At 69.3% G+C, this 12,577-nt stretch carries 10 protein-coding genes; 3 read left to right on the top strand and 7 right to left on the bottom strand.

Features of this window, described 5'->3' with window-relative positions; translation table 11 throughout:
- Together GTZ93_RS11410 and GTZ93_RS11405 are read right to left on the bottom strand one after the other, a co-directional pair.
- A partial coding sequence (locus GTZ93_RS11410; protein ID WP_390624863.1) for an AMP-binding protein occupies positions 1–299 on the bottom strand: 299 nt, incomplete at its 3' end.
- A gap of 134 nt (positions 300–433) precedes the next feature.
- Complete coding sequence (locus GTZ93_RS11405; RefSeq protein WP_161662772.1) at positions 434–2,674, bottom strand: TIGR02266 family protein; 2,241 nt, start codon at positions 2,672–2,674, stop codon at positions 434–436.
- Between the two features lie 164 nt (positions 2,675–2,838).
- On the opposite strand from GTZ93_RS11405, the gene guaB reads away from it, so the two are divergent.
- On the top strand, positions 2,839–4,296 hold the full coding sequence (gene guaB / locus GTZ93_RS11400) for an IMP dehydrogenase (RefSeq protein ID WP_120576899.1): 1,458 nt from the start codon (positions 2,839–2,841) through the stop codon (positions 4,294–4,296).
- A gap of 94 nt (positions 4,297–4,390) precedes the next feature.
- Here the strand turns inward: guaB and GTZ93_RS11395 are convergent, their stop codons facing one another.
- A complete protein-coding gene (locus tag GTZ93_RS11395; RefSeq protein WP_120576902.1) occupies positions 4,391–4,978 on the bottom strand; it encodes a hypothetical protein in 588 nt (195 codons plus the stop codon).
- Positions 4,979–5,102: 124 nt separating this feature from the next.
- Between GTZ93_RS11395 and guaA the strand changes: the two genes are divergently transcribed.
- Positions 5,103–6,656: a glutamine-hydrolyzing GMP synthase gene (guaA, locus tag GTZ93_RS11390; RefSeq protein ID WP_139919236.1), complete on the top strand. Its 1,554-nt coding sequence runs from the start codon at positions 5,103–5,105 to the stop codon at positions 6,654–6,656.
- 11 nt (positions 6,657–6,667) lie between these two features.
- On the opposite strand, the gene GTZ93_RS11385 is transcribed toward guaA, so the two are convergent.
- The 4 genes from GTZ93_RS11385 to GTZ93_RS11370 all read right to left on the bottom strand — a co-directional run bounded on the left by GTZ93_RS11385 (position 6,668) and on the right by GTZ93_RS11370 (position 11,610).
- Complete coding sequence (locus GTZ93_RS11385; protein ID WP_139919235.1) at positions 6,668–7,432, bottom strand: phytanoyl-CoA dioxygenase family protein; 765 nt, start codon at positions 7,430–7,432, stop codon at positions 6,668–6,670.
- Between the two features lie 41 nt (positions 7,433–7,473).
- The gene (locus GTZ93_RS11380) at positions 7,474–8,454 is read right to left on the bottom strand and encodes a DUF2268 domain-containing putative Zn-dependent protease (protein WP_139919234.1); all 981 of its coding nucleotides are present in this window, start codon (positions 8,452–8,454) and stop codon (positions 7,474–7,476) included.
- Between the two features lie 86 nt (positions 8,455–8,540).
- Positions 8,541–10,634 (bottom strand): S46 family peptidase, encoded by a 2,094-nt coding sequence (locus GTZ93_RS11375; RefSeq protein WP_139919233.1) that lies wholly within the window; start codon positions 10,632–10,634, stop codon positions 8,541–8,543.
- Between the two features lie 199 nt (positions 10,635–10,833).
- Positions 10,834–11,610 (bottom strand): helix-turn-helix domain-containing protein, encoded by a 777-nt coding sequence (locus GTZ93_RS11370; protein WP_139919232.1) that lies wholly within the window; start codon positions 11,608–11,610, stop codon positions 10,834–10,836.
- 106 nt (positions 11,611–11,716) lie between these two features.
- Between GTZ93_RS11370 and GTZ93_RS11365 the strand changes: the two genes are divergently transcribed.
- Positions 11,717–12,544, top strand: a complete 828-nt coding sequence (locus tag GTZ93_RS11365; protein WP_167547962.1) for an MBL fold metallo-hydrolase — start codon at positions 11,717–11,719, stop codon at positions 12,542–12,544.
- Positions 12,545–12,577 lie beyond the last annotated feature (33 nt).

Raw genomic sequence — 12,577 nt, 5'->3', positions numbered from 1 at the left:
TGGATGATGGCGCGCAGGCGGGGCAGGGTGCGCTCCAGCCGCATCGGGTCCGGCGGATACGCGGGCACCGCCACCGCTCCCGCGTACAAGCAGCCGAAGAAGCCCGCGATGTAGTCCAGCCCCGGCGGGTACAGCAGCAGCACGCGCTCGCCTTGCGCGCCTCGCTCTCGCAGCGCGGAGGCAATCCGCCGTGCTCGCACGTCCAGGTCGGACGCGCTCCACACGGTCTCCTCACCGTCATCACCCAGGAATGTGTAGAGGGGCGCCCGGGCGGACGGATTTTGGGCAAGCTTCAGCAGTACGCCAGGAAGGCATTGGGAGAGGTCGGTCACGGGGGGGCCGTCCAAGTGTCGAAAAATTTCGACACTTCATAGCAGCCCGACTGCTCAATCCCGTAGACACCCCCGGTAATGAATCACGGGAGGCCTTGCCCTCAGGCGCGGCCGAACAGCCCCTTCAACCACCCCATGAAACCTTTCTGCTTTGATACGATAGCGACGTCCGGCGCCGCCTCCTGAACAACGGGCGGAGCCGCCGCCACCTTGCGCGCCGCCGGAGCCACGTTCCCCGGTGTCACGACCGGAGGCACCGGCGCCGGAGCGGACTCCTCCTGCGCCAGCCGAGCCTTCACCGACTCCGGCGTATCACGGGTAGTGAACGTGCTGACGACCTCGCGCCCCGTGGTGCCTTCCTTCGCGGTCACCTTGAGCAGCGATTCGTTGTTCACCTCGAACGTCACCGACACCTGCACCGCGCCGCGAGGCTTCTTCGGCAGGCCCGCGAGCCGCAGCGTGCCCAGGTATTCATTGTCCTGCGCGCGGTCGGAGTCGCCCTGGAAGACGGTGAGCTCCAGCTCCGTCTGTCCGTCCCGGTGCGTGGAGAGCGTGTAGCTCTTGGCCGCCGGCAGCGACACGTTGCGCTCCAGCACCGGCTTGAAGCGCCCACCCGGCAGCCCCACGCCAATGGCCATGGGCAGCACGTCGATGAGCACCACGCCTTCCATCTGTCCCAGGCTGTGCGCCAGGAGCGCCGCGCCCAGCGCCACGGCCTCGTCCGGGTGCACGCCCTTGCTGGGCGGCCGGCCGAAGAACTTCGTGATCTTCTCGTGCACCAGCGGGAAGCGGCTCTGCCCACCGACGAGGATCACCTCGTCGATGTCCGTGGGCTTCAGCCCCTTGGCCTGGAGCACCTCTTCACAGACCTGGACCGTGCGGTCCACCAGCCCCTCTGTCAGGGCGATCAACTTCTGCCGCGTGAGCGTGACGTCCAGGTCGTACGGCTTGTTGTCGATCATCGTGATGAAGGCCACGTGCACCCGCATCTCGGAGCGCTCGGACAGGGCGCACTTGGCCCGCTCCGCCGCGTCGTTGATGCGCTGCAGGGCCACCCGGTCCCCCTGGAAGGCGCGGCCCGTCTGCCGCTGGAACTCCTCCAGGAGGTACTCCACGATGGCGTTGTCGAAGTCGATGCCGCCCAGGAACGTGTCGCCGCCGGTGGAGATCACCTCGTAGACGGTGTCGTGCAGCTCCAGCACCGACGCGTCGAACGTGCCGCCACCCAGGTCGTACACCAGCACGCGCTGGTTGAGCTTCTTGCCGTAACCGTACGCCAGCGCCGCCGCCGTGGGCTCGTTGAGGATGCGCTCCACGTACAGGCCCGCGAGCTTGCCCGCCTCGCGCACCGCGTGCCGCTGGTTGTCGTTGTAGTAGGCGGGCACCGTGATGACCGCTCGCGAGATGATCTGGCCCAGCTGGTTCTGCGCCACCTCACGCACTTCGCGGAGGATCAGCGCGGAGATCTGCTGGAGCGAATAGATGCGGTCACCCAGCCGCACCGCCGCCTCGCCGGCCTGGCCCGCGGCGATCTCGTAGTGGAAGCGGCCCTTGATCTGCCCCACGATGGGCGACGCGTACGGTCGGCCCACCAGCCGCTTGGCGCCGTACACCGTCTGGCGCGGGTTGGTGAGCATCTGCCCCTTCGCGGGGTGGCCCACCACCAGCTTGCCGCGCTGGTTGAACGCGAGGATGGAGGGCACCGTGTTGTGGCCCTCGCGGCTGGGCAGCACCCCGGGCTTGTTGCCGCGCACGAACGCGGCGCACGAGTTCGTCGTCCCCAGGTCGATGCCGATCACCGGCCCCGTCCGGGGCGGCTCGTCGATGGTCAGCCCCAGCGCGGCATCCGTCACCATCTCCAGCGCGGGCGCGGCGGCAGCGGCCGGGGAGTCCATCCGGGCCGAGGCGCCGGGGACCGCGGCCACGGCCGGGGGCAGGGCAGGGGCCGCCGCCGGGGCGGGCACGGAGAAGTCGGCGGGGCCCACGCCGTTGGGCACGGGCGGCACGTCCGACTGGGCGTGCGGGAGGATGGCGACCGCGGCGTCCAGGAATCGGCGGGTTGGGGGATCCGCCTCCCCGAACTTCAGACCCATGCCGGAGATGCCCTGGCCCTGCTGACCGGTGACGAAGTGGACGATGGCCGCCGTGTAGAGGAGCCGGTCGCCGCTTGCCAGGCGGAGGTCCAGGGTAACGGCCGTGCCTGGGGGGCGCACGGCCTTGGCGCGCAAATAGATGCCGCCCTGGGTGATGTTGCCCCCGTATTTCGCGAGGAACTCCTCGGGGGTGGCGAAGGGCAGCTTCACCACCAGCCCGACCGCCCCCGCTTGATTCAATTCCGCCAAGGCCCGGTCCAAGTCCCAATAAGTGTTGGTGGGACGCCGAGTATCACCTGAAGTCCCTGGGAACGGGCGGCAAAAAACCTTCTTCCGTTGCGCGGCAGCCGCGCAAACCGTATGGACACGCACCCGCCGGGCGCTGGTGCCCCGCGGGGCCTCCGGGAGCCCCCATGTTGAACCCCGATATCCGGCTGGCCCTCACCTTCGACGACGTGCTCCTGCTGCCCGGTGAGAGCGCCGTCACCCCGCGTGATGCCGACCTCACCACCCGCCTCACTCGCAACATCCGGCTGAACGTTCCTCTGCTGTCCGCCGCCATGGACACCGTGACGGAGGCGCGCACCGCCATCGCCATGGCCCAGGAGGGTGGCATCGGCGTCATCCACAAGAACATGACGCCCGAGCAGCAGGCCCTGGAGGTCCTCAAGGTCAAGAAGTTCGAGAGCGGCATGGTCGTGGACCCCATCACCATCGAACCCAAGGCGCCGCTCGCCCGCGCCCTGGAGCTGATGAAGATGCACGGCGTGTCCGGCGTGCCCGTGGTGCAGGGCAAGCGCCTGGTGGGCATCCTCACCAGCCGCGACGTGCGCTTCGAGAAGAACTTCTCCCAGAAGGTCGAGGACGTGATGACGACGAAGCTCGTCACCGGCCGCGAGGGCATCACCCAGGACGACGCCCAGAAGCTGCTGCACGAGCACCGCATCGAGAAGCTCCTCGTCGTGAACGAGGCCTACGAGCTCAAGGGCCTCATCACCATCAAGGACATCGAGAAGCGCCTCACCCACCCGTTCGCCGCCAAGGACGCCAAGGGCCGCCTGCTCTGCGCCGCCGCCGTGGGCGTGTCCGCGGACCGCGAAGCCCGCATCGACGCGCTGGTGAAGGCGGGCGTGGACGTCATCGTCGTGGACACCGCGCACGGCCACTCGAAGGGCGTCATCGAAGGCGTGCGCGACACGCGCAAGAACTTCAAGGGCTTCGATCTCATCGCCGGCAACGTGGCCACCGCGGAAGGCACGCGCGCGCTGATTGAAGCGGGCGTGGACGCGGTGAAGGTGGGCATTGGCCCGGGCTCCATCTGCACCACCCGCGTGGTGGCCGGCGTGGGCGTGCCCCAGGTGACGGCGGTGGACGACTGCGCCCGCGAGGCGGACAAGCACGGCGTGCCCATCATCTCCGACGGCGGCATCAAGTACTCGGGCGACATCGTGAAGGCGCTCGCCGCGGGCGCCAGCTCCGTGATGATCGGCTCGCTGTTCGCCGGCACCGAGGAGTCCCCCGGCGACGTCATCCTGTACCAGGGCCGCAGCTACAAGAGCTACCGGGGCATGGGCAGCCTGGGCGCCATGAAGCAGGGCGCCAAGGACCGCTACTTCCAGTCCGACGTGGAGGCGGTGAAGCTGGTGCCGGAAGGCATCGAGGGCCGCGTCCCGTACAAGGGCACGCTCTCCATGAACGTGCACCAGATGCTGGGCGGCATCCGCAGCGGCATGGGCTACGTGGGCTGCGCCACCATCGAGGAGCTGCGCACGAAGGCCACCTTCACGCGCATCACGTCCGCCGGGCTCAAGGAGAGCCACGTGCACGACGTCATCATCACCGAGGAAGCGCCCAACTACCGGATGGAGTAGGGCGTCAAATCGCCCCAGAGCCTCACCGTCACCGGGAGGCTTCGGGGCAGGGGAGTCTCCCCCGGTCAGAGCGCCGGGGGAGGACAGCGGGGGACTACTTGCCGCGACGCTTGCCGCTGCCCGTGGACGTGTCCTCGGCGGGTGCGACCGTGGCGGACACGCGCTTCTCCGCCGAGTTCACGCTCTGGAGGAGCGACTCGCGGTCGTCCGGGTCCAGCGTCTCGATGGCCTTCTTCAGGGTGCCGAAGTCCAGGCGGGCCACCGTGACGGTGTTGCCACCCTTGATCTCCTGCACCGTGGGCACGGCCACCAGCTCACGCAGGTAGGTCTCGAACTCCACCCGGACGTCCGCGGTCTGCTGGATGCAGGCGTCCTTGGCGTTGACCAGGTTCTGGCTGCCCTCGCGGTAGCTCAGGTCCGGGTTGCGGGACATGGCCTCCTCGAAGGTGTGGGTGCGGTCCTTCAGGGAGGAGTACAGGTTGACGTAGTCCACCAGCCGGTCGGACTCCGGGCGGTTCACGTCCCGGGCCTTGTTGAGGGGCGCGGAGGTGTCGTCACAGGTGAGCTTGGACAGCGCCTCGACCCCGGGCGCGTCCTTCACCGCGACGCTGCGGGTGTCACGCTCCAGACGCTCGTCGGAGGTGATCTCCTTCACGCACCCCGAGGCGGACAGGAGGAGCATGGCTGCTGCAGTGGAAGCGGACAGGCGGCGCACGAACAATTGACGGCCTTTCAGCGTTGATTTCCCGAAGTTTGTAGCGATAAGGGCCCCCACCCGTCAACGACGCCCCCTGGGAGAATCGCCGGTGGACCTGCACTCCGAGAAGATCCTGATCCTTGATTTCGGGAGCCAGTACACCCAGCTCATCGCCCGCCGTGTGCGCGAGCTGGGCGTCTACTGCGAAATCCACCGCCCGGACCTGCCCGCCGCCGACATCCGGCAGTTCGCGCCGAGGGGCATCATCCTCTCCGGCGGGCCGGCGTCCGTGGAAGCGCCCGGCTCCCCGCGCTGCGACCCCTTCGTCTTCGAGGCCGGCGTCCCCGTCCTGGGCATCTGCTACGGCCTCCAGCTCATCTCCAAGCTCCTGGGAGGCCGCATCGACCGGGGCGCCCACCGCGAGTTCGGCAGCGCGGCGGTGGAAGTCCTCAGCGCGCGAGGCCCCTTCGCGGAGTTCCGCCCGGGCGACCAGGTGCAGGTGTGGATGAGCCACGGCGACCGGGTGGACGAGCTGCCGCCCGGCTTCGAGGCCATCGGCCGCAGTGGCAACTCGCCCTTCGCGGCGGCGGCCCACAAGACGAACCCCTGGTACGGCTTCCAGTTCCACCCGGAGGTGGTCCACACGCCGCAGGGCAAGGCCATGCTGCGCGCCTTCCTCTTCAACGACTGCAAGGTCACCGGCTCGTGGACGATGAAGGGCTTCATCGACGAGGCGGTGGAGACCATCCGCAAGCAGGTCGGTGAAGAAGGCCGCGTCATCTGCGGGCTGTCCGGCGGCGTGGACAGCTCCGTGGCGGCGCTGCTGCTGCACCGGGCGATTGGCCCCCGGCTCCAGTGCATCTTCGTGGACAACGGTGTGCTGCGTCAGGGCGAGCGGGCGCAGGTGGAGGCGCTCTTCGTGGACCGCTTCCACGTGCCGCTGAAGACGGTGGACGCGCGCGAGCGCTTCCTGTCGAAGCTGGCTGGCGTCACGGATCCGGAACAGAAGCGGAAGATCATCGGCCGGGAGTTCATCGCCGTCTTCGAGGAGGCCTCGCGCGACGTGCAGGACGCGGGCTTCCTGGCGCAGGGCACGCTGTACCCGGACGTCATCGAGTCCGTGTCCTGGAAGGGCCCGTCCGTCACCATCAAGAGCCACCACAACGTGGGCGGCCTGCCGGAGCAGATGAAGCTCAAGCTGGTGGAGCCCCTGCGCGAGCTCTTCAAGGACGAGGTCCGCGCCCTGGGCCGCGAGCTGGGCCTGCCGGACGAGATGGTCTCCCGTCAGCCCTTCCCGGGCCCGGGTCTGGCCATCCGCGTGCTGGGCGAGGTGAACGAGAAGCGCCTGGACCTGGTGCGCCGCGCGGACGCCATCGTGCAGGAGGAGATCCACAAGGCCGGCCTCTACAAGGAAGTGTGGCAGGCCTTCGCCGTATTGCTGCCGGTGCAGAGCGTGGGCGTGATGGGCGACGAGCGCACCTACGAGTCCACCTGCGTGCTGCGCGCCGTCACCAGCGTGGACGGGATGACGGCGGACTGGGCCCGCATCCCGTTCCCCATCCTGGAGAAGATCTCCTCGCGCATCACCAACGAGGTGCGCGGCATCAACCGCGTCGTCTACGACATCTCCTCCAAGCCGCCCGCCACCATCGAGTGGGAGTGAGGCGGTAGGACTCAGGTGACAGCGCGCCGGATGGCTTCCTCCACCGGCGACGTGTCCTCCGGGAGCCGGGCCAGGCTCAGGGGCTCCCGGGGCAGCAGTGGCGGCTGCGCCATGAAGCGCGGCCGCGTTCCCCGGTGGGGTTGCGCCGAGTGCACGAGGAAGGGGTGGCACAGGTACACCGTGCCCGCCGCGCCCGTGGCCAGGACTTCCTGCCGGTGGGCGGACTCCGCGAAGCCGTTGGCCGCGAGCTGACGGAGCGTGAGGCCCGCTTCGCCCGCGGGGCCCAGCAGCCGGGCGATGTCCTGGTGCGAGCCCACGCGGATGCGGGTGGGCGCGTCGTCCTCGCCCACGTCGGAGAAGAGGAAGAGCATCAGCAGCGCGCGGCCCTTGGAGGCGACGTTGGCGCGCCACTCCATGAAGTCCGGCTTGTCGAAGTCGAACCCCACGTCGATGTGCCACCCCGCGTCGCCCGGATCCTCCGGAGAGGGGAAGCGCACGGGGAACGTGCCCATCGCCCCGAGCGGCAGCCACCGCCCGGCACCGACGAGCTCGTCGTACGCCGCGTGCAGCACGGGCGTGTTCGCCGCGTCCACGAAGGGCTTCTGGGTGTACATGCCCAGGCGGATGACGGGGCGGGTCCAACTGGCGGGCCGGTCCGGGTCGCACCCCGTGTCCCGCCAGAGGAGGGCACGGGCTTCGTCCGCGACCTCCCGGGGGAAGGCCCCGTCGATGCGAAGGTACCCGTCCCGCATGAACTGCTCGGCGCGCGCGTCCATCTGTCTCCTGTCCCCGGGGGAAGTGCCGGGGCGCCGTGACTTCACTCCAGGTAGCCGCTCTCCCTGACAAAGGTCTTCACCGCGGCGGTGTCCGCGTAGTCCAGCTCGATCATCCGCTGGAGCGCCGCCTGCTTGTCCGGGGCCTTCGCATGGTACGCGCGAGCAATCGCATAGCCCACGTAGTAGCCCAGGTCCGCCACGCCGTCCGCGTTGTCCGGGCCCGACCAGAGCCACGGGGAGAAGCGCGTCGAGTCCTGGGCCTCGCGGAACCGTTCGCGCAGCTCCGCGTCGTGCTGGGGGCCATAGGTGACGTAGGCCAGCGCGGGCAGCCGGCCGGTGACCTGCTCGGCCACGAAGTCCGCCACGCCCTCGTAGACGATCCAGTCCACCAGCACGTCCGCGGGGGCCTTCTGGCGCGTGTGCACGGCCTCGTGGGCGATGAGCAGGTCCAGGCCTTCATGCGGGCGGCTCTGGAAGTAGGCGCCCAGGCCCGCGCGCAGCTTCGGCGGCAGCTCGGACACGTCCACCCGCGCGTCGCCGGTGGCCAGCTCCGCGCCCAGGAGCACCCGGCCGTCCAGCGCGGTGCCGCTGGAGTTGAGGGCGCCCACGGTGAAGTACACCTCCGCGCTCCCCAGCCGGGGGTAGAGGGCCCGGAAGCGCTCCAGCGTGGGGGCTACGTGGGCCACGGCCGCCCGGGCGCGCGCCGTCAGGGGACGGACCGACTCCCAGAACCGGGGGTAGTCGCGGATGGCGTCCACGTAGCCCTGCGCCGTGTAGCGCCTGGCGCGCATGAAGCTGTGCAGCCCCGGCGTGCCCCGGTCGACGTAGAGCGCCTGGAACCGGGCCAGCTGCTCGGATGGCTCCGTCGTGGCCCGCACGGCGTCGTAGGCCTCCCAGAAGTGGTCCACGTCCACCGTGGAGACCACGTCCTGGACCGTGGCGGGCGGCGGCTCCACGGGCTGCCTCGCGGCGCAGGCCGGCAGCGCGAGGGCGGCGGCGAAGAGGGCAGGGCGGAGGCGCATGGAGGTCCTGGAATGGGGATGAACGAAGAGGCTGCCCGGAGCGAACCGGGCAGCCTCTGAGGTGCTTCAGGAGGCCAGTGGGAAGACTACCCCGCCGGGTTCGCCTTCACCGGCGCGACCTTGGTGCTGCCGGGGCGCAGCTCTTCCAGGACGCGGTTGGCGCCGTAGATCTTCTGGAGCGCCTCGATGATGGCCTCCGAGTGCACGGCCACCGTGCGGTTCACGGACTCGTCGAAGCCGTACTCGCCGCCCAGCGACTGGATGTTGCCGTCGAACACCAGGCCCACCACCTCAAGGTTCTTGTTCACCACGGGCGAGCCGGAGTTGCCGCCGATGATGTCGTTGGTGGTGATGAAGTTCATCGGCGTGGTGCCGGTGATGACCTTCTCCGACTTCAGCCACGACTTGGGCAGCGCGTACGGATCCTGGCCCGTGGCGTGCTCGAAGGTGCCGGACATCTGGGTGATGGGGGCGACCTGCTGGCCCTCATCCATGTAGCCCTTCACCGAGCCGAAGGACACGCGCGGAGAGAAGGTCGCGTCCGGGTACTGGCTGGTGCCGTAGATGTCGAACTTCGCCTTGGCGACCAGCTCGCTGTTCTTCTTGATGATGGACTCGACGTCGTCCTCGAACTTCTTGCGGATGGCGCGGGAGTCCGGGTCCGCCAGCAGGGCCAGCTGGACCATCGGGTCCTTGGACGCGTCCACGGCCTTCTTGCCGCCGTCCCAGAGCGCCTTGCGGGCCTTCGGGTCGATGAGCTTCGTGCCCTTCACCACGCGGGTGGCGACCTGCTCCGGGGACTCCTTGCCCAGCACCTTCTTCACGAACGGGTGCTTGGCGCCCAGCTCCTCACGCATCTTGGTGAGGCCGAACGTCAGGCGGGCGATCTCCAGCTCCGGGTAGATGGGCGCGGGGCTGAAGAGCTGCGCCTTGAGGGCGGTCAGGTTGGCGTCGTTGAACTCGCGCAGCCGCTGGCCGTTGTCCTTGGGCAGCTCGTCGCCGGCGCGCACCAGCGCCCGGGCGGTGTGGAACAGGCCGGAGGACAGCCCATTGCCCTGCTCGAGGAAGTTCAGGTCCTTGCGGATCGTGAGCAGCTGGGCCTCGGCCTTGGCGATCTCGTCCCAGGCGGCGGCATACTTCTTCTTCAGCTCGGGGTTCGCGTCGACCTTCTTGCGCAGCTCCTGCTCCGCGGCGACCTTGGAGGCGAAGAACTTCTTGTCGAGCAGCGCCTCGTGGCGGCCCTTGGACGCCTTCAGGCCGTTCTCCACGCCGAACAGGAGGTTGCTGGAGATGCGCTTCTGCTCGGGGCCGCGCTTCTGGAACTCGGTGAGCATGCCGCGCAGCTCGGAGAGGTACATGAGCGTCTTGGGCAGGGACACGTCGCGGGTGTACTCCAGCTCCGCGATGGTCAGCGCGCGCGAGGTGCGGCCCGGGTTGCCGGCCACGAACGTGAGATCGTTCTCCTTCGCGCCGCCCTCGGACCACTTGAAGTAGTCCGGCGTCTTCACCGGCTGCTTGTCCTGGTAGACGCGCACGAACGTCACGTCCAGGTCGTAGCGGGGGAACTCGAAGTTGTCCGGGTCACCGCCGAAGAAGGCGATGGCGTGCTCCGGGGCGAACACCAGGCGCACGTCCTGGAAGCGGCGGTACTTGTACAGGTTGTACTTGCCGCCCTGGTACAGCGTGACCAGGTCGCAGCGCACCTTGTCGTCGCCGTTGGAGCAGGCCTTCTCCACCTTGGACATCTCGGCCTTCAGCGTGTCCGAGTACTGCTTGCCGGTCAGCGACGCGGTGGCCTTGTTGAGCTGCTCGGTGACGTCGGTGATCTCGACGAGCTGGTTCACCTCCATCGCCGGGCACTGCTTCTCCTCGGCCTGCGCCTTCGCGTAGAAGCCGTTGGCCAGGTAGTCCTGCTTCGCGGTGGACAGCTGCTCGATGCAGCCGCGAGCGCAGTGGTGATTGGTCATCACCAGGCCGTCCGGCGACACGAAGCTGGCGGAACAGCCGCCGGCCAGACGCACCGCGCCCAGGCGGAGCTTGTCCATCCACTGCTGTTCCGGCTGGAAGCCGTACTTCTCCTTCACCTTGGCGGCGGGGAAGTTGTTGTACGTCCACATGCCTTCATCGGCGAGCGCCGGAGCGGCACCCACGAGGGCGGCGATGACGACCAATCGCTTCATTGAATGGGATCCTTTCGGGCCGCGGGACAGAGCTCCGCGGGGACGGGGCGTTTGTGAGGGATGGCCCAGCGTCGGTCAAGCTGGGAAAGCGCCCACGCCCACCGCAGAACGTCCGAGCGCCCAAACGATTCCCTGGGACGCTCGCCGGGCAGGCGCTTTCCCCACCCGCCGGGTCCCGACGCAGCGCGTCCGGCCCCGCTCAGGCGGCCCGTGCGCGCACCCACGCGCCCGGCGTGGTGCCCAGGACGGCCCGGAAGTCCGCGATGAGGTGGGCCTGATCGTAGTAGCCCGCACCGGCGGCGATGCTTCCCCAGTCCGGCCGTGCCCCCTGGGCGGTGGAGGCCTGGAGCGCGCGCTGGAAGCGCACGATCCGGGCGTATGACTTGGGTCCCATGCCGAGCACGTCGTCGAAGGCGCGCCGCAGGTGCCGTTCGCTCACGCCCAATGTGCGGGCCAGATCCGCGACGCGAGGGAGTTCCCCGGCGTCGGTGAGCAGGCGGATGCCTCGCCGCACGAGGTATGCGGCGGCCGGTTCGTAGACGTCGTCCCGGTGGAGCCGAGCCACGAGCGCGGCCTCGAGCGTACGCAGGCGGGCCTGGGAGGATGGAGCTTCCGCGAGCGCTTCGCGGAGCCGGGCGCCGTCCGCCTTGCCCCAGAGCGTGTCGATGGAAAGCGACCGATGGGCCAGCTCCGACATGGGCAGTCCGAAGAACGGGTACGCGCCGCCCGGCTTGAACTGGATGCCCAGCGTGTCGGGCGGAACTTCCGAGGGCGCCTTGCGCACCACGTGTTCCCGGGGGCCCAGAGCGTGAACGTCACAGGTGGTGGAGGTGACGCGGACCACCAGCTCGACGGTACCGTCTGGCACGCGGACGTAGTCGCCCGAAGTGGGACCACGCCAGAGCACGCGCACGCGCTGGACGAAGCGGGACAGGTCGGCCCGGGTGGCCAGCGCGTTGTCTGCCAGGGTGGCCATGCGGGAGGGAGCATGGGACGGACGGACCCTCGCTTCAACCCGGGCCCCGGGCAGGATGGCCGATTCCTCCAATCGGGCAGCGGGCCCGGTCCGTACCTTGCCGGACATGCGAATCCATCACCTCAACTGTGGAACCCTGTGTCCCGCCAGTGCCCGGTTCGTCACGGGCTCGGGCGGCGTGTTCGAGCGGGCCCGGATGGTCTGCCACTGCCTGCTGCTGGAGACGTCCCGGGGGCTCGTGCTCGTGGACACGGGCCTGGGGACCCGGGACGTGCAGGACGCGCAGGGGCGTCTGGGACAGCGCTTCGTGAGACGGAACACGCCCCGGTTGGACCCGGCGGAGACGGCGCTGGCCCAGGTGGAGCGGCTGGGCTTCCGGCGCGAGGACGTCCGGCACATCGTGCCCACGCATATGGACCTGGATCACGTCGGCGGCCTGTCGGACTTCCCGGACGCCCAGGTCCACATCTTCGGGGACGAGCACGCCGCGGCGGTGGTGCCCCCGGTGGCGGGCGCGAGGCAAGGCTACAAGCCAGTGCAGTGGGCCCACGGCCCGAAGTGGAGCCGGTACGCGGTGGACGGTGAGCGCTGGTTCGGCTTCGAGGCGGTGCGGCTGATTCCAGGCCTGGACGAGGAGGTTCTGCTGGTGCCGCTGACGGGCCACACCGCGGGCCACTGCGGCGTCGCGGTGAAGGGGCCCGGAGGCTGGGTGCTGCACGCGGGGGACGCGTACTTCAGCCACCACGAGGTGGATCCGGTGGCGCCGCGAAGCCCGTGGGGCCTGGCGCTGTTCCAACGGCTGTTCTCCGAAAACAACGCCGTGCGGCTCCAGAACCAGGAGCGCTTGCGAGGGCTGGTGCGCGCACACGGGCACGAGGTGAAGGTGTTCTCAGCGCACTGCTCCGTGGAGTTCGATCGGATGCGCGCGGGCTGAGGCAACGCGGCAACGCGATAGCATGGCGGGACC

This window comes from Corallococcus exiguus, from assembly GCF_009909105.1.
GTDB classification, from domain to species: Bacteria; Myxococcota; Myxococcia; order Myxococcales; family Myxococcaceae; genus Corallococcus; species Corallococcus exiguus.
Note: the sequence above shows the minus strand (reverse complement) of the source record. Positions and strands in the feature narration are given on the sequence as shown.